This window comes from Amycolatopsis camponoti (genome assembly GCF_902497555.1).
Lineage (GTDB): Bacteria > Actinomycetota > Actinomycetes > Mycobacteriales > Pseudonocardiaceae > Amycolatopsis > Amycolatopsis camponoti.
In genome coordinates this window covers 171386-191681 of record NZ_CABVGP010000002.1, presented here as the reverse complement: position 1 = coordinate 191681, position 20296 = coordinate 171386, and the positions used below count along the sequence as shown (strand labels likewise).

General features: G+C 71.8%; 20 protein-coding genes. 11 read left to right on the top strand and 9 right to left on the bottom strand.

Features of this window, described 5'->3' with window-relative positions; all coding sequences use genetic code 11:
* The first annotated feature begins 55 nt into the window (after positions 1–55).
* From AA23TX_RS21695 to AA23TX_RS21685, 3 genes are all read left to right on the top strand, one after another.
* Positions 56–1318: a ricin-type beta-trefoil lectin domain protein gene (locus AA23TX_RS21695; protein ID WP_155544706.1), complete on the top strand. Its 1263-nt coding sequence runs from the start codon at positions 56–58 to the stop codon at positions 1316–1318.
* A gap of 60 nt (positions 1319–1378) precedes the next feature.
* A complete protein-coding gene (locus tag AA23TX_RS21690; RefSeq protein ID WP_155544705.1) occupies positions 1379–2323 on the top strand; it encodes an MBL fold metallo-hydrolase in 945 nt (314 codons plus the stop codon).
* Positions 2324–2432: 109 nt separating this feature from the next.
* On the top strand, positions 2433–3626 hold the full coding sequence (locus AA23TX_RS21685) for a glycoside hydrolase family 64 protein (RefSeq protein WP_155544704.1): 1194 nt from the start codon (positions 2433–2435) through the stop codon (positions 3624–3626).
* Here AA23TX_RS21685 and AA23TX_RS21680 read toward each other — a convergent pair.
* Entirely contained in the window at positions 3623–3763 is a 141-nt protein-coding gene (locus tag AA23TX_RS21680) for a hypothetical protein (protein ID WP_230862652.1), read from the bottom strand. The two genes, AA23TX_RS21685 and AA23TX_RS21680, sit on opposite strands and share 4 nt — an antisense overlap.
* Positions 3764–3940: 177 nt before the next feature.
* Here AA23TX_RS21680 and AA23TX_RS21675 point away from each other — a divergent pair, with 177 nt between their 5' ends.
* A complete protein-coding gene (locus tag AA23TX_RS21675) occupies positions 3941–4747 on the top strand; it encodes an esterase/lipase family protein (RefSeq protein WP_230862651.1) in 807 nt (268 codons plus the stop codon).
* On the opposite strand, the gene AA23TX_RS21670 is transcribed toward AA23TX_RS21675, so the two are convergent.
* The 4 genes from AA23TX_RS21670 to AA23TX_RS21655 are packed head-to-tail and all read right to left on the bottom strand — an operon-like array spanning position 4737 to position 7811.
* Complete coding sequence (locus tag AA23TX_RS21670) at positions 4737–5579, bottom strand: ABC transporter permease (RefSeq protein ID WP_155544702.1); 843 nt, start codon at positions 5577–5579, stop codon at positions 4737–4739. The two genes, AA23TX_RS21675 and AA23TX_RS21670, sit on opposite strands and share 11 nt — an antisense overlap.
* The gene (locus AA23TX_RS21665; protein WP_155544701.1) at positions 5576–6487 is read right to left on the bottom strand and encodes an ABC transporter ATP-binding protein; all 912 of its coding nucleotides are present in this window, start codon (positions 6485–6487) and stop codon (positions 5576–5578) included. Before AA23TX_RS21665 ends, AA23TX_RS21670 begins: the two co-directional genes overlap by 4 nt.
* A complete protein-coding gene (locus AA23TX_RS21660; protein ID WP_155544700.1) occupies positions 6484–7611 on the bottom strand; it encodes a hypothetical protein in 1128 nt (375 codons plus the stop codon). Before AA23TX_RS21660 ends, AA23TX_RS21665 begins: the two co-directional genes overlap by 4 nt.
* A 53-nt stretch (positions 7612–7664) precedes the next feature.
* On the bottom strand, positions 7665–7811 hold the full coding sequence (locus AA23TX_RS21655) for a hypothetical protein (RefSeq protein ID WP_196425473.1): 147 nt from the start codon (positions 7809–7811) through the stop codon (positions 7665–7667).
* 72 nt (positions 7812–7883) lie between these two features.
* On the opposite strand from AA23TX_RS21655, the gene AA23TX_RS21650 reads away from it, so the two are divergent.
* Positions 7884–8540 (top strand): rhomboid family intramembrane serine protease, encoded by a 657-nt coding sequence (locus AA23TX_RS21650; protein ID WP_155544699.1) that lies wholly within the window; start codon positions 7884–7886, stop codon positions 8538–8540.
* A gap of 17 nt (positions 8541–8557) precedes the next feature.
* On the opposite strand, the gene AA23TX_RS21645 is transcribed toward AA23TX_RS21650, so the two are convergent.
* The gene (locus AA23TX_RS21645) at positions 8558–9337 is read right to left on the bottom strand and encodes an alpha/beta fold hydrolase (RefSeq protein WP_155544698.1); all 780 of its coding nucleotides are present in this window, start codon (positions 9335–9337) and stop codon (positions 8558–8560) included.
* A 91-nt stretch (positions 9338–9428) separates the two neighbouring features.
* Between AA23TX_RS21645 and AA23TX_RS21640 the strand changes: the two genes are divergently transcribed.
* Entirely contained in the window at positions 9429–10190 is a 762-nt protein-coding gene (locus AA23TX_RS21640; RefSeq protein WP_439328771.1) for a trypsin-like serine peptidase, read from the top strand.
* A gap of 63 nt (positions 10191–10253) precedes the next feature.
* Here AA23TX_RS21640 and AA23TX_RS21635 read toward each other — a convergent pair whose 3' ends face one another.
* Both AA23TX_RS21635 and AA23TX_RS21630 read right to left on the bottom strand, forming a co-directional pair.
* Positions 10254–11081, bottom strand: a complete 828-nt coding sequence (locus tag AA23TX_RS21635) for a DUF11 domain-containing protein (RefSeq protein ID WP_155544696.1) — start codon at positions 11079–11081, stop codon at positions 10254–10256.
* 176 nt (positions 11082–11257) lie between these two features.
* Entirely contained in the window at positions 11258–11887 is a 630-nt protein-coding gene (locus AA23TX_RS21630) for a TetR/AcrR family transcriptional regulator (RefSeq protein ID WP_155544695.1), read from the bottom strand.
* Between the two features lie 92 nt (positions 11888–11979).
* On the opposite strand from AA23TX_RS21630, the gene AA23TX_RS21625 reads away from it, so the two are divergent.
* The 5 genes from AA23TX_RS21625 to AA23TX_RS21600 all read left to right on the top strand — a co-directional run bounded on the left by AA23TX_RS21625 (position 11980) and on the right by AA23TX_RS21600 (position 18411).
* A complete protein-coding gene (locus AA23TX_RS21625) occupies positions 11980–13713 on the top strand; it encodes a TIGR03086 family metal-binding protein (RefSeq protein ID WP_155544694.1) in 1734 nt (577 codons plus the stop codon).
* Between the two features lie 925 nt (positions 13714–14638).
* On the top strand, positions 14639–15478 hold the full coding sequence (locus AA23TX_RS21615; protein WP_230862650.1) for a hypothetical protein: 840 nt from the start codon (positions 14639–14641) through the stop codon (positions 15476–15478).
* 50 nt (positions 15479–15528) lie between these two features.
* The gene (locus tag AA23TX_RS21610; protein ID WP_155544693.1) at positions 15529–16146 is read left to right on the top strand and encodes a TetR/AcrR family transcriptional regulator; all 618 of its coding nucleotides are present in this window, start codon (positions 15529–15531) and stop codon (positions 16144–16146) included.
* Positions 16147–16173: 27 nt separating this feature from the next.
* Positions 16174–17343, top strand: coding sequence for a Glu/Leu/Phe/Val dehydrogenase dimerization domain-containing protein (locus AA23TX_RS21605; RefSeq protein WP_155544692.1), 1170 nt, complete (start codon positions 16174–16176; stop codon positions 17341–17343).
* A gap of 39 nt (positions 17344–17382) precedes the next feature.
* Positions 17383–18411, top strand: coding sequence for an LLM class flavin-dependent oxidoreductase (locus AA23TX_RS21600; RefSeq protein WP_155544691.1), 1029 nt, complete (start codon positions 17383–17385; stop codon positions 18409–18411).
* Here AA23TX_RS21600 and kstD read toward each other — a convergent pair.
* A complete protein-coding gene (kstD, locus tag AA23TX_RS21595; RefSeq protein ID WP_155544690.1) occupies positions 18408–20138 on the bottom strand; it encodes a 3-oxosteroid 1-dehydrogenase in 1731 nt (576 codons plus the stop codon). The two genes, AA23TX_RS21600 and kstD, sit on opposite strands and share 4 nt — an antisense overlap.
* Positions 20139–20296: the final 158 nt, after the last annotated feature.

The following is a 20296-nucleotide window of genomic DNA, read 5'->3' as shown; positions in this document are numbered from 1 at the left end:
TGGTCTAGACCGCACTTCTCGTCCCCTGTCGCACCGGGAAAGGCGGAACTCCCCCATGACCGCGAGAACCTGGCGCCTCGCCGCGCTCAGCACCGCCCTGGTCTTCGCCACCGCACTGCTGCCTTCGGCCACCGCGGCCGGCGGCGACGGCACCGAACAGCTGCCCGGCCACCTGAGGGAGCAGGCCGCCGCCGCGGCACCGATGTCCACCGTCTGCGACGGCGACGGCACCAGCGGCAAGCGGGTACAGGCCCTCTACGTCCGCGGCACCACCCAGGCGGACCGCTACGCCCAGTTCGCCGGCCAGTTCCAGACCTTCGCGAGCCAGATCGACGACGGCTTCGTCGAGGCCGCGAGCCGGCTCGGCGGCGGGGTGCGGCACGTCCGGTACGTCACCGATTCCAGCTGCCGCGCCACCGTGAACAACGTGACCATCGCCCAGTCCGACATGGCGACCGTCGACACGATCACCAACGCCATCAAGGCGCAGGGCTACAACCGCGCCGACCGCAAGTACATCGTCTGGTACGACAAGGACGGCTGCGGTCTCGCCTTCGGCAACGGCGGCAACGACAGCCCCGGCTCGGCCAACCCGTACAACGCCGGCCCGCACTACGCCACGGTCGGCACCGGCTGCTGGTCCTGGCAGGCCACCGGGCACGAGCTGCTCCACACCCTCGGCGCCGTCCAGGGCAGCGCGCCGCACTCCAGCGCGTTCGGTCACTGCTGGGACGACGAAGACATCATGTGCTACGACGACGGCGGCCTCCCGAACCCGCCGGGCACCCTCGTGAAGGTCTGCCCGGGCGCGCCGGAGAACCAGTTCGACTGCCTCGGCGACGACTACTTCAACACCAATCCGGCGCCCGGCAGCTACCTGGCGACCCACTGGAACGTCGCGACCAGCGCGTACCTCATCGCGAGCGGCACGCCCTACCCCGCCGGCACCATCACCGGGCTCGGCGGCAAGTGCGTCGACGTCAGCGCGTCGAACACCGCCAACGGCACGGCCGTGCAGCTCTGGACGTGCAACACCACCCCCGCCCAGCGCTGGACCAGGCAGAACGGCACGATCCGCGCCTTCGGCAAGTGCCTCGACGTCGCCAACAGCGGCACCGCGGACGGCACCCTCGTCCAGCTCTGGGACTGCAACGCCACCGGCGCGCAGACGTGGCAGGCGCGGTCGGACGGCACGCTGCTGAACCCACAGTCGGGCAAGTGCCTCGACGCGACCGGGAACTCGTCGGCCGACGGCACCCGGCTGCAGATCCGGACCTGTTCGGCGGCAGCCAACCAGCGCTGGGTTATCGCCGGGTAAAACTCCGCAACCTGCTCGCGCCCCCGTCGTTAACCGCTTCGTCAGTCCAGGGGAGGAACCATGCCGGCCGTCACATCGAACATCGTCCCGCTCCGGCACGCGCGCCCGGGCGTGGTCGCGTACGTGAAGAGCCCGGCGGAGTGGTTCGTCTCGAACTGCGGCTGGATCCAGGGCAGCGAAGGCGTGGTGCTGGTCGACACGTGCGGCACCGAGCAGGCGACGCTGGAGCTGATGCGCGACGTCCGCAAGTACGCGGGCGAGCAGGAGCTGACCGTAGCCATCACGCACGCGCACGGTGAGCACCACAACGGCGTCGGGGTCGCGCTGCGCGAGGGCGGGACGGCACTGGCCGCCCCCGGCAGCGTCGACCTCGTCAAGGCCGGCCCGCAGACCTACGGGAACGTCTTCACCTACACCCAGTGGGGCGTGCTCGAGCCGCCGGAGCCGGCCGCCGTCCGGAAGGTGGCCGGCTGGCAGCGCCTCGACCTCGGCGGCGCGTTCGCCGACGTCGTGGCGGTGCCGGGCGTCGCGCACACGGCGGGTGACCTGGTGGTGCACGAGCCGCGCTCGGGCACGCTCTTCACCGGCGACCTCGTGAGCGTCGGCGACACGCCGCTGGCCGTGCACGGCTCGATCACGGGCTGGCTCGACGCGCTCGCCTGGCTGCAGGACACGTTCCGCCCGCGGACCGTCGTCCCCGGCCACGGCCCGGTGGCGACCCCTGGCCACAGCGCGCTGCACGCGATGCGCGTCTACCTGGAGTGGCTGCTCGAGGTGACGGAGCGTCAGACGGACTTCACGAAGCTGGCGAACCGGGCCTCGATGCGCTGGCCGACGTGGCGCAACCCCGAACGCCACATCGGCAACCTGATGCGCGCGTACGCCGACCAGCACGGCCGGAAGCTGGACGTCGACCTGGCGATCGACGCCGTCCTCGCGGCGGCGGGCGGCCGGATCGACCTCGACTGCCTGCTGGGCGGGGAGCCGGTCCGCCGGATCTCCTGACGCTGCTCCGTACGGTGGCTGATAATTATCAGCCTTTGACAACCGTTCCCGACGCCCCGTGCAATGGTCTGGACAACTTGCGATCACCGGCCTCGACGAGGAGGCGCCCGTGCGCACCAGACCGTTCTTCCGGCGACTGACGACCCTGGCCGCGGCGGCCGCCGTCGCCGCCGGGCTCGCGACCGCCCTCGCCCCGGCCGCCGACGCGGTGCCGGCCACGATCCCGTTGAAGATCACCAACAACTCCGGCCGCGCCGACCCGATCTACCTCTACGACCTGGGCACCTACCTGGCGACCGGCCAGCAGGGCTGGGCCGACGCAGGAGGCGCGTTCCACGCCTGGCCGGCCGGCGGGAACCCGCCGACCCCGGCGCCGGACGCGTCGATCGCCGGGCCCGCGAACGGCCAGTCGATCACCATCCGGATCCCGAAGTTCTCCGGCCGGATCTACTTCTCCTACGGGCAGAAGCTGGTCTTCAAGCTCACCACCGGCGGGCTGGTGCAGCCGGCGGTCCAGAACCCGTCCGACCCGAACGTGAACATCCTCTTCAACTGGTCGGAGTACACGCTCAACGACGGCGGGCTCTGGATCAACAGCACCCAGGTCGACATGTTCTCCGCGCCGTACGCGGTCGGCGTGCAGCCGGTCGGCGGCACCACGAAGAACACCGGCCACCTGAAAGCGGGCGGCTACAACGGTTTCCTGAACTCGCTGCGCGGACAGGCCGGCGGCTGGGCCAACCTGATCCGGACCCGCTCCGACGGCACGGTCCTGCGCGCGCTCGCGCCCGGCCACGGCATCGAGGCCGGCGCGCTGCCCGCGAACGTGCTGCAGGACTACATCAACCGCGTCTGGACGAAGTACAGCTCGTCGACGCTGACCGTGACACCCGTCGCGGACCAGCCGAACGTGAAGTACTCCGGCCGCGTTTCCGGCACCGTCATGAACTTCACGAACACGTCCGGCGGGTTCGTGACGGCGTTCCAGAAACCCGACTCCGACAGCGTTTTCGGCTGCTACAAGAACCTCGACGCCCCGAACGACGTCCGCGGCCAGATCTCGCGCACGCTCTGCGCGGGCTTCAACCGCTCGACGCTGCTGACGAACGCGAACCAGCCGGACCCGAGCCCGGCCGGGTTCTACCTGGACGCCGTCACGAACCAGTACGCGAAGAAGATCCACGCGCAGATGGCGGACGGCAAGGCGTACGCGTTCGCCTTCGACGACGTGGGCCACTACGAGTCCCTGGTCAACGACGGCAACCCGGCGACGGCGTACCTGACCCTGGACCCGTTCAACTAGAGCCGTACGACGTCCGGCAGCACCGGTGTATCCCCGAGCCACGCGCCGCAGGCGGGTACGCCGGTGCTCTGCGGCACCGGCACCGCCTTGCCCACCTTGACGAGGACCGCCGGCTGCCCGCAGGCGGCGAGGTCCAAGACCAGCAACGGTATGACGAGCAGTATTTTCCGGATCCGCATATCGCTCACCCCGGTTTTGTCTCCACACTCCCACCCGGCACACGGCGGCCGTCACGGTCCGGTTCAGAGCCGAACGGGTGACAGGCTCTTCGCGACCGCACGTCCTCTTCAGCCCGGCCGGGTCATGATGGGTGCGTGCGGATCACGGCTTGGTGGCGCGGCATCAGCCCGCGGCGGCGGTTGCTCATGGGCGGCGTCGCCGTCGTCGTGGTGGCCGTGCTCGTCGCGGCCGTCCTCGCCACCACCGGGACCAGCGCCGCGCCGCGGGCCGGGACGCCCGACCAGGACAAGCCCGGGCCCGTCCTGCTCGTCCCCGGCTACGGCGGCGGTCAAGGCGCCCTCAACGAGCTGGCCGCCCGCATCCGGCAGGCCACCGGCCGCAGCACCGAGGTCCTCACCCTGGCCGGCGACGGCACCGGTGACCTGGTCGAACAGGCCGGCGTCCTGGCCGAAGCGGTCGAGAACGCCTACGCGCGCGGAGCACCTTCGGTCGACGTCATCGGCTACTCGGCCGGCGGTGTCGTGGCCCGGCTGTGGGTCAGCCGCGACGGCGGTGACCACCAGGCGCGCCGGGTGATCACGCTCGGCGCGCCGATGCACGGCACCGGGCTCGCCGCGGCCGGCGGCGCGCTCGTCCCGGGCGGCTGCCCCACCGCGTGCGTGCAGCTGGCCCCCGGCAGCACGCTGCTGCGGGAGCTGGCGAAGGAACCCATCCCGGCGACGCTGCCGTGGCTCTCGGTGTGGACCGAACGCGACGAGACGGTCACCCCGCCCGAGTCCGCCCGCCTCGACGGCGCCGTCAACGTCGCCCTCCAGCAGGTCTGCCCCGGCAACCAGGCCGGCCACGGCGACCTCCCGACCGACCCCGCCGTCACCGAGCTCGTCCTCCAGGCCCTCGGCACGAACCCGCTCGAAGCACCGGCGGAGTGCCTCAGCTCGTGACGTCCTTGGTCGCGAAGTTCGCCCACGCGGCCCCGAAGAACACGACGATGTAGCCCGCCTGCAGCAGCAGCCCGTGGTCGATGTTGCGCCACAGCACGGGATCCCGGAAGAAGTCGATCCACGACAGCCAGTAGTGCGTCGGCAGGTAGGGCTTCACGGACGCGGCCGCGTCCAGCGTCTCCAGCACCGAGCTGGTGATCAGCACCGCGAGCCCGCCCAGCGCGGCACCCAGCGCCGAGTCGGTCACCGTCGACAGGAACATCGTGATCGAGGCGAACCCCAGCATCGACACCACGATGTACGAGACCGCGCCCAGCAGCCGCAGGCCCAGCCCGGACGAGCTGAGCGACTGCCCCGACAACGACGTCACCCCGGTCGGCTGCCCGCCCGGCCCGGCGACGCCCGGCGTCCCGCCGGTGCCGAACAGGATCACCCCGAGCACGAGCGACGTCAGCACGACGATCACGATCGCCGCGGTCACGTACACCGCGAGCGCCACCATCTTGGCGCCGAGCAGCCGCGTCCGGCCGACCGGCCGCACCAGCAGGTACCGCAGGGTGCCGGTGGACGCCTCGCCCGCGATCGAGTCGCCCGCGGTGACGGCGACCGCGATCGGCAGGAACAACGGCAGGACGAGCGCGAGCGCGGCCGCCGGGAACAGCGCGCCGTCGCTCACGACCGCCGACAGGAACGCCCCGCCCTGCCCCGGTGGCGGCGCGAAGTCGGCCGTCGCCAGGAAGACCCCGACGATCGCGGGCAGCAGGCACAGCAGCGCCACGCTGACCCACACCCGCGGCCGCAGGGCGAGCTTCCGCAGTTCGACGGCGATCATCCGGCGGTCCCGAAGCGGTCCGAGCCCGGACCCGTCACGTCGAGGACGACCTGTTCGAGCGTCCGCTGCTCGGCGTGGATCGACGTCACGCGCACCCCCGCTCCGACGAGCATCGCGTTCAGCGCGGCCGGGTCGCCGTGCCGGATGACCAGGCGGTCGCCGTCGCGGGACTCGAGCTGGCCGTCGAGGACCGCGACCGCCGCGGCGGGGTCCGGCGTGCCGACGAGGATCCGCCCGGTCGCCGCCCGCAGCGTCGACAAGTCGTCTTCCAGCACGAGCCGGCCGCGGTCGACGACGCCGACGCGCGTGCAGAGCTGTTCGACCTCGGCCAGCAGGTGGCTGGACAGGAACACGGTGGTGCCGCCCGCGTTCAGCTCGACGAGCAGCTCCCGGATCTCCTTGATGCCCTGCGGGTCGAGGCCGTTGGTCGGCTCGTCGAGGATCAGCAGCCGGGGCTTGCGCAGCAGCGCGCCGGCGAGCCCGAGACGTTGGCGCATGCCGAGCGAGTACGCCTTCACCGGCCGCTGGTCCACCGCGCCGAGCCCGACCTGCTCCAGCGCGTCGTCGATCCTCCGCCGCCGCGTCCGCCGCCCGCCACCGCGCCCGGCGGCGTCGAGCAGGGAGAGGTTGCGCCGCCCGGACAGGTGCGGGTACGCGGCCGGGCCCTCGACGAGCGCGCCGACCTCCGGCAGCACCTCGGCGACGCGCTTCGGGACGGGCTTGCCGAGCACCTCGATCTCCCCGCTGGTGGCGTAGACCAGGCCGAGCAGCATCCGGACGAGGGTGGTCTTGCCCGAGCCGTTCGGGCCGAGGAAGCCGTAACGGTCGCCTTCGCGGACCAGCAGGTCGACAGCGTCGACCGCCAGGGTGGTGCCGTACCGCTTGGTCAGCGCGCGCGTCACGATCATCGGAAACCCCGGCGCAGCGTGGACAGCTCTTCCGCGACGGCCTTGAGCACGTCCGGTGTCACCGTGCCGGCCAGCAGGTAGGAGCGGCGGAAGGAGGAGGCGCGGACGATCGCGAGCGACAACGGCGTGATCGACAGCTGCACCACGCTGCCCGCCGCCAGCTTGGTCAGCACCCCGCCGGCCTTCCCGGCGGCGTCGCTCGCCGCGTTCCCGACGGCCCGCGGCACGGCGATGACCGCGAACGCCGCCAGCCCGGTGCCGTAGAGCGCGGCGCCCTCCACGCCGCCGAACTTCGACGACACGACCGGGCGGCCGGCGAGCGTCGCCGGCAGCGGCACCTGGCCCAGCGCGCCGAGCGCGTTCGAGACGTCCGGGGCGCTCGCGACGGTGAACCCCGAGCCGAGCACGGGCCGCGGGGCTTCGACGACCGGCGTCGTCTGCTCGAGCTGCTGGAACTCGGTGACCAGGATCGGTGCCTCCTGCCCGCGGGCGGTGACCTCGACGCGCACGGCCACGCCGGTCGCCGGGTCCGCCCAGACGTCGACGCGCCCGATCGTCGTGTCCGGATCGGCGGGCACGAGCCGCAGCCCGGACGCGGCGACGCCGGCGACGCTGCGGCCCGGCAGCGCGCTCACCGGGTCGCCCTTCGCGGCCCGGAGGATCCGCCGGGCGAGCTCGGGCGGCAGCAGGTCCCCGGCCCGCGGGAGCCGGACGGCCGGCTCACCGATCAGCTCGGTCAGCGTGTTGTCGCCGTAGTCCCACGTGTACTCGCCGTCGGGCAGCCGGTAGACGTCGTGCTCACCGGCGATGCCGAGGATGTCCACGCGGTAGCGGTCGGGCCCGGCGTACCAGGCGCGCATCGGCGTCCGCATCGAGAAGAGCGCGGTGACGGGAGCGAGGTTCGGCAGCTCCGGCAGGGCGAGCGACCCGGCGCTTTCGGCGTACCCCTGGTACGGCTTTCCGGCGGAGCCCAACACGAGATCGCGCAGCCGGGCCGGGTCGACGCTCGCGCCGGCCGGGGCGAGCGCGGCGACGACCGACGGCACGGACACGAGCACCGCGGCCACGGCGGCGACGACCGCCCATCGGCGCCGCTTCGCGTGCCGCACCACGGAGGGCGTCATCCGGCATCACCTCTTCGTCCTTTGTACGCCATGGTCCCGGCGACATGAACGACTCAGGACGCCTCGACGGCCTCCCGGAAGGAGTCGGGCGTGGGGTTGACGATCGCCATGACCAGCGCGCGGCCGCCGGGCGTCACACCGGCCGCGGAAGACCACCTCCGGCCGGTGTGCCGTCGTGATCGGCCACCCGGCCAGGTCACGGCTCGGTCCGGAACGCCGCGTCCGCACCCGTCGTCCGGATATCCTCGGCGCACATCGAGCAGGGGGAGACCATGAGCACGACCAGCGAGGGCCCGGCCCGCAGCGAAGCCGAGATGATGATCGCCGAGGCCAAGAAGGCCCTCTGGGTGATGGTCGGCCTGCTGGCCGTGATGTGGGTGATCCAGCTCGTCAACGCCCCGACCGACTACGACCTGAGCCGGGAGTTCGGCATCGTGACGCGCGACCCGGCGTCGCTGCCGGAGATCTTCACCGCGCCGTTCCTGCACTACGGCTGGGACCACATCGAAGCCAACTCGGGCCCGCTGTTCGTGTTCGGGTTCCTCGCCGCCTACCGCGGCGTGAAGAAGTGGCTCGGCGTGAGCGTGCTGATCATCGTCGCCAGTGGTCTCGGCATCTGGTTCATCTCGCCGACGTCGGCGGTCACCGTCGGCGCCAGCGGCCTGGTCTTCGGCTACTTCGGCTACATCATCGTGCGCGGCCTGTTCGACCGGCACCCGATCGACATCGTGATCGGGCTGGTGATGGCCCTGTGCTTCGCCTACCAGTTCGTGTCCCTGCTGCCGACCGAAGAGGGCGTCAGCTGGCAGGGCCACATGTTCGGGTTCGTCGGCGGCATCGTCGGCGGCTGGCTGTTCCGCGACAAGCGCCCCAAGGCGGTCGCCGCCCCCGACGCGACGACGACCCTGCTGCCCAAGAACCTCACCTAGGCAGCCGGGCCCCGGTCTCACGCCTCGCCGAAGTCGAAAACCGCCCGGACGAACTGATCCGGGTCGAAGTCCATCGCCTGGTGAGCCTGGCCCCGCAGCGGCACGACGTCGGCGCCGGGCACGCGCGCCGCCACGGCGTCGGCGGCGAGCCGCAGGTACTCCGGGCTCTCCGTGCCGGCGAACAGCCGGACCGGGATGGCGATCTCACCCAGGCTCGCGCCGAACTCGGCCCGCTCGACGACCTCCAGCTCCCGGAGGATCGTGTGCGCGGCGGCCACCCGGGCCGGCCAGACCGGCGTGCGGCGCATCGCCTCGACGTCCGCCGGGCCCAGCCGGAGCGCCTCCCGCAGGAAGATCACGAGCACCTCTTCGGGCGTTCCGGCTGCTCGCATGCGTTCACGCGCATCCGGCCCGATCACGTGCTCCCCCGGTTTCGGCCGGGGCGGCTCGTAGGCCACGAGCCGCGTGACGGCGTCGGTCCGCCCGACGGCTTCCAGCGCGCACAAGGCACCGTAGGAGTGCGCGAGGAGGTAGACGCCGCCCCCGGCGGCCTCGGCGACGGCGGCGATGTCCTCGCCCTCGCGCCGGATGTCGTACGCGCTCGCTTCGTCGCGGCTCAGCCCTCGCCCGCGGCGGTCGACGAGGTGGAGGCGGAAGCGCTCGGCGAGCCGCTCGCGGACCGCCGACCAGCGCGTGTGGTCCGCGCCGGTGCCGTGGACGAGGACCATCGGCGGGCCCGCACCCAGCGTCTCGAACCCGATGACCGTGCCGTCAGGCGACCTGACCGAACTCGACATGGCCCCAGGCTAACGACGTCGCGACCGCTGTGAAGTCGCTGTGCATCCGCCTCGTTGCGCTGCCGACACGGCCGCGGTGTGGTGATCTGGAGTGGTGGCGATCAACTTCCTGAGGCCTGCGTTCGCGGGCGCGGCGGCGGTGCTGGTGCTGCTCGGCGCCGGCCTGGTCGCCGGCACGGGCACGACCGCCGACGACGCCTACGCCGCGGGCGCCCCGGTCACTTCTCCGCCCACTCAGGCTTCCGCTGCTTCCCCGGCTCCGGCGAAAACCCTTTCCCCGGTCGGCGCGTTGTTCGCGAACGGGAGTCATTTCTGCACGGCGAGCGTCGTGCATTCCGAGGCCGGCGATCTGGTGCTGACGGCCGCGCACTGCGTCCGGGACGGAATGTCGTTCGCCCCGGCTTATCACGACGGCGTCGCCCCGCTGGGAATGTGGACGGTCACCGGAGTCGCCGTCGCGGACGGCTGGACGTCGTCGGCTGACCCGGATCTGGATTTCGCGTTCCTGACCGTTCAGCAACCCGGCAACACGGCTTCACTGGAAAGCCTCACCGGTGCGAATGTGCTCGGAACCGGCCGCGGATTCGACCACATGATCACCCTGACGGGCTACCCCGACACCACCGATTCCCCCGTGGTGTGCACCGGCGCCACCACGCGGTCCGACACCTACCAGCTGCGCGTCGCGTGCCCCGGGTTCCCGGACGGCACCAGCGGCGGCCCGTGGGTGACCGACGGCGTGGTCATCGGGGTCATCGGCGGCTACGAGCTCGGCGGCGACACCCCGGACGTCTCCTACAGCGCGTACTTCGACGACGACATCGCGAAGCTGTACGCCTCGGCCACGGGCTGAAAACGCGAACCGGGCCCGCGTCCCTGGCGGAGGACACGAGCCCGGTTCACCTCTCGCGAGCCCTCAGCAGGTCACGATGAGCCCGGTGAGCGCCGAGCACGTCTTCGACGCGCTGTCGTTGGCGCTGGTGGGATCGGTCGGCGAACTGGCCGTGCGCACCGCCGTCGTGGTGTACGAGCCGAGCGCCAGCAGGCCGCCGTTGACCGAGAACTTCGCCGTCGCCGAAGCACCGGATGCCAGCGAAGCGACGTCACAGTTCAGCGCCCGGGTGGTGCCGACGCGGGTGCAGCCGGTGGCACTGGCGAACGACAGGCCCGACGCATACGTTGCCACGACGCGGATCCCGGTCGCGGCGGACGGGCCGTTGTTCGTCACGGTCAGCGTGTAGTCGATGCGCGCGCTGAGGCCGCCGTGGCCGGTCGCGGCGAGCGCGACCTTGACGTCGGCGTTGGTCGCCGGGTTGGCGACCGTCATGACCGGGCCGTCGTAGGTGTCGAAGGAGTAGTTGTCGCCGACGAACTGGTGCTGCAGCGTGAACTGGCCCGGCGTGGCGGTGTCCTTGACGCGCAAGGTCCACACCGTGGTCTTCGTGCCGCCCGCCTCGAGGTCGCCGAACGCGGCGCGGTAGCTGCCGCCGGCCTGGAAGCAGCCGACCGCCGTCGTGTTGGTGCAGGACACGACGTCGACGACGTCGACGATCGGGGTCGGGGTGCCGTAAATGGCGCCCTTCGCGAAAGTCACCGTGAAATCGCGGTCGTTGTGAATGGTTTGCGTGAGCGTGAAGGTCTGTCCCGGCACCACGGTGGTGGTGCTGACTTCGACAGCACTCGTGGGCGTTTCCGCCTGCGCGGCGGGCGCCATCGCGACGAACGCCGTGGCCAGTGCGGCCACCGAGGACAGGATCGTGATCCGTCGCCAGGTTCTTTGCATAGTCGTGGTCTCGCTGTTCCGGTCCGGGGAATGCCGCTCTGACTGATGCTGCGTGGTATTCGTGGACATCCGACGCTGTTCAGTCGTCGCAATCCCGACATTCGTTACCGCCATCCGGACGCGCCGCGGAGGGTCCGTCAGGACGGACGCCAGCGGCCGTTCATCTCACCCGGGCGCGGCGGCGGACCCGGCAGGGCACGGTCTTTTCCCGCTTCGAGGCCCTCGACGAGCATCGCCAGGTATCGGCGGCGCAGCTCGGTGGTGCGTTCCGCGTCGTCCACGCGGATCGCCGCGCAGCACTCCAGGATCATGCCGATGTCTTCGGTGACGGCGTCTTCGCGGAGCCGCCCGGTCGCCCGCGCCCGCGCGAAGAGGGCCGCTGACAGCTCGTTCGCCCGGCGCGCGTCGGCGCCCATCTCCTCGGTCGGGGTGAACGTGCCCGCGAGGTGGACGGTCAGCGAGTGGACGTCGGCGTCGACCACCCGGCCGAGGAAGCCGGTGAGCGCCGTCCAGCCGTCCGGCTCCTCGTCGGCGGCCTCGGCCTCGGCGATGTAGGTGCGGAGGCCCTCGTGGCAGAGCCGGGAGAGCAGGACCTCCTTGCTGGCGTAACGCCGATAGAGGGCGCTGATGCCGACGCCGGCGCGTTCGGCGACCTGCGAGATCGGCGCCTTGGGGTCCGCGAGGAAGACGTGGCGGGCGGCGTCGAGGATGACGACGTTGTTGCGAGCGGCCTGGCCGGCGCGGCCGGGCAGTGCGGTCTCGGGCATGGATCGAGATTACCACTGGAACGGATCATTCCGCTCTGGTACAGTTCGGAACAAAGCATTCCGTTCCAGTCTTCGAGTCCCAGGAGCCAGCCATGACGGTCCCCGCCCTTCGCCCCTTCCGCGCCGAGATCCCGCAGTCCGCCCTGGACGACCTGGCGGTTCGTCTCCAGCGGGCGCTGTGGCCGGACGACCTGCCCGCCGAGTACGGCGTCACGAACGAGCGGGTCCGGGCGCTGGCCGAGCACTGGCTGGCGAAGTTCGACTGGCGGGCGTTCGAGGCGCGGCTCAACGCGCACCCGCAGTTCGTCACGGAGATCGACGGCGAGACGATCCACTTCCTGCACGTCCGGTCGTCCCGCGCGGACGCGACGCCGCTGGTGCTGACGCACGGCTGGCCGGGCTCGATCGTCGAGTACCTCGACGTCATCGGCCCGCTGACCGAGCCGGAGTCGGCCGACGCGCCGGCGTTCCACCTGGTGATCCCGTCGCTGCCGGGCTTCGGGTTCTCGGGCCCGACGCGGTCGGCGGGCTGGGGCACGCACCGCACGGCGGCGGCGTGGGCGGAGCTGATGAGCCGGCTGGGCTACGAGTCGTACGGCGCGGCGGGCAACGACGCGGGTTCGATGATCTCGCCGGAGATCGGCAGGCTCGCGCCGGAGAAGGTCGTCGGCGTGCACGTCACGCAGCTGTTCTCGTTCCCGTCCGGCGATCCGGCGGAGATGGCGGACCTGAGCGAGGCCGACCAGGCCGCGCTCGCGCACCTGCAGTGGTTCTACGAGAACATGTTCTCCTTCAACACGCTGCACAGCCAGCAGCCGCACACCCTCGCGTTCGCGCTGGCCGACTCCCCGCTGGCGCTGCTGGCGTGGAACGCGCAGCTGTTCGGCGAGCACCTCGACGCGGACTTCGTCATCGCGAACGTGGCGCTGTACTGGCTGACCGGCACGGGCGGCTCGTCGATCCGCTTCTACTACGAGGACGCGCACACGACGGCCCACCCGGAGGGCCCGACGACGGTGCCGACGGGCCTGGCGATGTTCGCGGGCGACTTCCAGTCGATCCGCCGCTTCGCCGAGCGCGACCACGCGAACATCGTCAGCTGGAACGCGTACGACACCCGGTCGGGCAGCGGCGGCCCCCGCGACGCGGCCGGCCACTACTCGGCGCACGAGGCCCCGGAGGTCCTGGTGGCGGACATCCGAGCGTTCTTCGCGGATCTGTCTTCGCCGGTCTCATCGCCGGTTTCGCCGTCGCTTCCGTCGTCGTGGCCGCTGCTGGCTTCGGCGCACCAGGCATTGCGTTCGGCGACGGCGGGGGTAACGGACTGGTCCCTCCCGACGCCGTGCGTGGAGTGGAACGTGACGCAGGTCCTCCAGCACGCGGGCGGCGACCAGCAGGGTTACGCGGCCTCGATCACGGGAGAGCCGGGCCCGGACTTCAACCCGTTCGCGCCGTCGGGCGAGCTGGCCGACGCGCCGGAGTTCCTGGAGCCCAAGATGGCCGCGGCGGCAGCGGCGTTCGCGACGGTGTCCCCGGACGCGGAAGCGGTGCCGACTCCCCTCCCGCAGGGCGCCCTCCCGGCGGCGGTGGCGATGGGAGCGGCAGCCCTGGACGCAGCGGTGCACGCGTGGGACATCGCGATCGCGACGGGCCAGGAGTCCCCGCTGACCACGGAGATGGCGGAAGCGCTGCTGCCGGTGGCGAAGCAACTGGCGGAGCCGTTGCGAGGATTCGCCTACGCCCCGGCCCTGACCCCCCACCCCGACGACGACGCGGCAGCGGAGCTGCTGCGCTACCTGGGCCGCGATCCGAAGTGGACGGCTTGAGGGCCGTTCCGAAGGCCGGGCCGAGGAACCGCAAGGGCGGTCCCTCGGCACGGCCATTTCCCCCGGCGGCGCCGCCCGCGCCCGCCCAGGACCTCTTGCCACCACAGCGAAGCCGCCGCATACCTGCGGCCCACCCGGCCCTCCGCTCACCGAGCCGCTCCCACCACCCAGTTCCTCGACGCGGCCACCGGTGGCTCGCCCTTTCTCCAACGAGTCTCTCGACGCGGCCACCAGCGGCTCGCCGATCTCACGGCAGGCGACCAACCCACGCCGTCGAGATTTTCGGAGCGCCGGACGGTCCGTTCGTGCGCCGCGTCGCAGCAGCCGGTCCGACCGGCCGGCCCCGCACCACCTCGATGTCGGCGGGGCGGTTCTCCACTACAGCCCAGTTCCACCCGGAAACTCCCCGCTCCCCCGCCCGGCTTCCGGCTCCCCCGCGCCTGGCACCCAACTCCCAGCTCCGCTTCCGCTCCCAGCGCTCACCTCCCGGCTCCCGGCCGCCGGCTCCCAGCGCCCCGCCCGGCACTCAATTCCCAGCTCCCGCGCACGGCTTCCAGTGCTCACCTCCCGGATCCCCGCCCCAGCGCCCCGCACCCCGCGCCCCGCGCCTGGCTCCCGGCTCCCGGCTCCCGGCTCCCGGCTCCCGGCTCCCGGCTCCCGGCTCCCGACCAACTCCACTCCACCGCGCAACCCGCGTCCCGGCCCCGAATCCAGCCGGGCGATCCACCAAACCTCCACCACCGCAGCAGTCCCCATCACCACTTCCCGAGTCCCGCAACCACAAGCAGCCCACCAACCCGCGGCATCCCCCACCAAAACCGCCGCCCGCCCCCACCGACCACACCGGACTCCCCAACCCCGGCGCCCCAAGGCATCCCCGAAAACCCGTTGCCGCCCAACGAATCCCGAACCTACCCTGGCCTCCATGACGAACCGACCGTTCCGGTGGGACCTGGTGCGTCCCGACCAGGTCGGGACGCTGCTCGACGACACCGCACAGCCGCACCTCTGGTTCCTCGGCGACCTCACCACCTGCACCGCCAAGGTCCTCGCCCGCTGCGGCGACGGCGAACTCCACTTCGTCGGCCGCTCCTTGGACAGCATGCACGACCTCCTCGGCGGCGCCCTCGAACAGACTTCGTGGCGGGATCGCGTGCGGCAGCTGCCGCTCTCCCTCAAGCCACGAAACGGTTTCGGGCGCCGGGATGTCCAGCTGCTGCGCGAGAACCTCGCCGCCGCCGGGATCACCCCCTACGCGCTCGCCCGCGGGACGCGGCCGACCGTCTTCGTCGACCTCGTCTACGAAGGCGACACCTTCACCGAGCTGTACGTCCAGCTCCGCGATTGGATCGACGAAGACCGCGAAGCTTGGCACGTCATCCGGCGCAAGCTGCGGTTCCTCGGCGTCACCCTCCGCCAGCCGATCCGCCCGGATGCCTGGCGCTGGCAGGAGGACGTCGCCTGGACGCGCGAGCTGCCCGCCGCGGCGGTGCGCAACGTGTCGCTCGCTCGGGATGTCTGGTTCTACTTCGGCAACGACCAGCCGAAGCTGACCCCGTCCTTCCCGCGGCAGCGGTGGACCGACGAGACCGTCCGGACTCCCGACCACGGCAAGGCGACGCGCCGCGCGCTGGCCGAAGCATTCGCGCTCGTCGACGCCGGCCGCTCCGCGGAGGTGCGGGACAGGCTCGTCCGGACGATCTCGGCCGAGCCCGCGATCGCCGGGCCGTGGCTGCGGGCGCTCGTCACCGAGCTTCGCTGCTGACCCGACGTTCGGGTCCTGTCCCCGCGAGCGCCGCTGGGTACGGTGGCCGCATGGCGCGCAAGGCGGTGGCAGTCCGGCGGGAAGAGATCGTGCTCGCCGCGCTCGACCAGGTCCGGGCCCGCGGCATCGCCGGCGTGCGCGCCGCCGATGTCGCGAAGGCCCTGGACATCAGCACCGCCTTGATCTTCTACCACTTCGGCACCCTCGAAGCCCTCATCATCGAGGCCTTCCGCCAGGCCGCCGAGCGCAACCTCGCCGTCCTGCGCGAGGAGCTGGCCCGTCCCGGCACGGCAAGCGAACGGCTTCGCGCCGTCCTCGTCCTCTACGGCCCGACCAAGCCCGTCGCCGGCTGGCACCTGTGGATCGAAGCCGGTGCCGCCGCGATGCGCGACGCCGAGCTGCGGGAGGTCGTCCAGCGGCTCGACCTGCGGTGGCGCGACGCCGTCGCCTCGCTCATCACCGAGGGCGTCGCCGCCGGCGAGTTCCGTTGCCCCGACCCGCACGGCACGGCGTGGCGGCTCACCGCGCTGCTCGACGGGCTCGCCGTGCAGGTCGTCGCGCGCGAGGGCACGGTCACCGCCGCCGACTGCGCCCGGTGGGTCGAGCAGGCGACGGCGCACGAGCTCGGCACGGCGGTTGACGGAACCGGGGAATGCGGCTGGTATTGACCGGCCGTCCAGGAGCGAGGGAGGACGATGACCGAGCCGGCGTTGCTCGAAGTGGCGTGGACCGACCCGATCACCGGGTGCCGGGGCTACCTGGTGATCGACAGGCTGGTTCGCGGCGTGGCCAGCGGCGGCTTGCGGATGCGCCGCGGGTGCACGCTCTTCGAGGTCCGGGGCCTGGCCAGAGGCATGACGCTCAAGGAGGGCCTCAACTACGACCCCGACGGCCGGTACATCCCGCTGGGCGGCGCCAAGGGCGGCATCGACTTCGACCCCTACGACGAGCGCGCCCGCGACGTGGTCGCCCGCTACCTGCACGCGATGCGCCCGCTGATCGAGCGCTACTGGACCATGGGCGAGGACCTCGGCCTGCGCCAGGACGTCATCGACGGCGTCATCGCGGAGATCGGCCTGCTCAGCTCGGTCCAGGCGGTGTACCCCCTGCTCGAAGACCGCGACGCGGCCACCGAACGGCTCGCGGACGCCTTCCGCATCGAGGTCGGCGGCCTGGGGCTCGACGAGCTGGTCGGCGGCCTCGGCGTCGCCCAAGCGACGCTCACCGGCCTCGAGATGCTCGGCCTCACCGGCCCGAACCGGGTGGTCGTCCAGGGGTTCGGCTCGATGGGCGGCGCGACCGCGCGGTTCCTCGCCGAAGCCGGCCTCCAGGTGGTCGGCGTCTCGGACGTGCGCGGGGTCGTCGTCAACCCGGACGGCCTCGACGTCGAGAACCTGTTGCGCCACCGCGACCGCTTCGGCGGCATCGACCGCGACAACCTCAAACCGGGCGACGAGCTCCTCCCGCCCGAAGCGTGGCTCGACGTCCCGGCGGAGGTCCTCGTGCCGGCCGCGATCTCGTACTGCGTCGACAGCGACAACCAGGCCGAGATCGGCGCGAAGCTCATCGTCGAGGCCGCGAACATGCCGGTGACGTCCGACGCCGAGGAACTACTCGCCGCCCGCGGCATCCGGGTGCTGCCCGACTTCGTGGCCAACTCGGCGACGAACTCCTGGTGGTGGTGGACCCTCTTCGGCGACGTCAACGCGGACGCCGACGAGGCATTCGGCAAGGTGCGGACCCGGATGTGCGACCTGGTGACGGCCATGTTCGAGCGCGCCACCCTCGACGGGCTCAGCCTCCGCGCCGCCGCCCTGCAGCTGTCGGAGAGGAACCTCGATGCCATCCAGGCCCGCTTCGGCTGAGGCGGGAACGAATCCACCCTCCAGATAGTTGAACGCTCTATGAAACTCGGCATCTACAGCTTCGGCGACCGCGCACCGGACCCGGGCACCGGCGACCAGCCGTCCGTCGCGCAGACGCTGGCCAACACCCTCGAGCGCATCAAGCTCGCCGACGAGCTGGGCCTCGGCTTCTACGGCCTCGGCGAGCACCACCTCGACCAGTACGCCATCTCCAACCCGGGCACCGTCCTGGCCGCGGCGGCGAGCGTCACCAGCCGGATCACCCTGAGCTCCGCGGTCACGGTCCTGAGCACCGAAGACCCGGTCCGCCTCTACCAGCAGTTCACGACCCTCGACCAGCTCAGCCACGGCCGGGCCGAGCTGCTCGCCGGCCGCGGGTCGTTCACCGAGTCGTTCCCGCTCTTCGGCAACGACCTCGGTGACTACGACGAGCTCTTCGAAGAGAAGCTCGCCCTCCTCCTCCACATCGACCGCGAAGACCCGCTGACCTGGTCCGGCAAGTTCCGCCCGCCCCTCGAGAACGCGCGGATCCTCCCCCGCCCCTACGGCGACCACCTGCGCATCTCGGTCGGCACCGGCGGCAACCCCGAGTCGTCGATCCGGGCCGGGCTGCTCGGCCTGCCGGTCGTGTACGCCGTGATCGGCGGGCGCCCCGAGCGCTTCGCCCCGCTCGTCGACCTCTACCGGCGGGCCGCCGAGGCGGGCGAGCACGCGGAAAAGGACCTCCACGTCACCATGAGCGCCATCGGCTTCGTCGCCGAGAACTCGCAGGACGCCAAGGAGACCTTCTACCCGTACTGGCTCGAGACGATGAAGTACGGCGCGAAAGCCCGCGGCTGGGCCGTTCCGACCCGCGCCGAGTACGACCAGTACACCCACGACGCGCAGGCGCTGTTCGTCGGCAGCCCGCAGGAGATCGCCGACCGGCTGATCACCGTCGGGAAGCTCACCGGCGCCGACCGCTACGCGCTGCAGATGGACTGGTCCGGCGTCCCGCACAAGAAGGTCATGCGGGCCATCGAACTGCTCGGCACCGAAGTCCTTCCGCTGGTCGAGAAGGAGTTCTAGACGTCGTTCCCGGCGATGAACCCGAACGTCATCGCCGGGCCGATGGTCGAGCCGGCGCCCGCGTAGCTGTGGCCCATCACCGCCGCGCTCGCGTTGCCGGCGGCGTACAGGCCCGGGATCACCGAGCCGTCCGGGCGGAGCACGCGCGCCCGGGCGTCCGTGCGCATGCCGCCCTTCGTGCCGAGGTCGCCGGGGACGATCTTGAACGCGTAGAACGGCGGCGCCCACAGCGGCGCGAGGCAGGAGTTGGGCAGCACCAGCGGATCCGTGTAGTAGTGGTCGTACGCGCTGGCGCCGCGCCGGAAGTCACCGTCCACTCCGGACCACGCGAAGCCGTTGAAGCGGTCCACAGTGGACTTCAAGGCGGCCGGCGGGACGCCGATGGCCGAGCCGAGCGCCTGGATGCTCGACGCCTTGAAGACCGCGCCCGCGGTGTACCAGGCGTCCGGCAGCGGCAGCAGCGGCAGGGTGTCGCGGAACAGGTACTTGTTCCGGTAGTTCTGGTCGACGACGAGCCACGCGGGGATGTCCGGCGCGGCCGGGTTCTTGTCGTACATCGTGTGTACGACGTCGCTGTAGGGCGCGGCTTCGTTGACGAACCGCTTGCCGGCCTGGTTCACGATCAGCCCGCCCGGCAGCGTCCGCTCGGCCAGGCAGAAGTACGGGTCGCCGGGGATCGGGATGGCCGGGCCCCACCACGCGTCGTCCATCAGGTCGAGCGCGGCGCCGGCGCGCTGCCCGGCGCGGTGGCCGTCGCCGGTGTTCTCCTTGGCGCCGACCGTCCACTCGGTACCGATCGGCTGCCGCTGGTACTGCGCGCGCATCGCGGCGTTGTGTTCGAACCCGCCGGAGCCGACGATCACACCGCGTCGCGCGCGCACCAGCCCGCCGGGCGTGAGAACCCCCGTCACCGCGCCGTTTTCGACGTTCAGGTCGAGCAACGGCGTGTTCAGCAGCACCGGCACGTTCGCCTGCTGCAGTCCCACCCGCAGGCCCGCGGCGAGCGACTGCCCCATCGTCAACGGCTTCTGCCCGGCCAGCGCGGCGGCCGTGCCGCGGGCGAGGCAGGTGGCGGCGACCGCCGCGCCCTTCGCGTTGACCGCGGCCAGGTTCAGCCACTTGTAGTCGGCACTGAAGACGACCAGCCCGGGTGGCGTCGCGAGGTACGCCGGGTTCAGGTTCGCCAATTCCGCACCGAGCAGGTTGCCGTCGAACTGGTCCGGCTCGATCGAGCGGCCGTTCGGCAGCCCGCCGGGCAGCTCCGGGTAGTAGTCGCTGTAGCCCTCCATCCACCGGAACCGCAGCGGGCTGTTGGCCATGACGAACGCGATCATCTGCGGGCCGTTGGTCAGGAACGCCTGCTGCCGCGCGGCCGGGACGTCCGGCCCGACGACGGCCGCGAGGTACTGCGCCGCCTTCGCCGGGGTGTCCGGCACGCCGGCGGCGAGCAGCACCGGGTTGTTCGGGATCCAGATGCCCGCCCCGGACCGGGCCGCGGACCCGCCGAACGTCGGCGCCTTCTCGAGCACGACGACGCTCAGCCCCCGCTTGGCCGCCGTCAGCGCCGCGGTCATCCCGGCCGCGCCGGAGCCGACCACGACGACGTCGTACTCCCCCACCAGCGACGCGGCGCCGGCCGGTCCGGCGAAGAGCCCGGATGTCGCGGCGAGGCCCACGCCCGCCGCGGTGCCGCGCAGGATCTGGCGGCGGGTCAGGTCGGCATCCATGGCGCACTCCTCGCTCGCGGAACGGCGAAGGTCATGGTGTCGGTCCACTCGGGAAACTGGAACATGTTCTACACGCTTGGAGCAGCCTGGTAGGCCAGTGGCCGCAACCCATGACGACATTCGCCGCACGCCGCGAGAAAGTTGACGACCTCCTCATC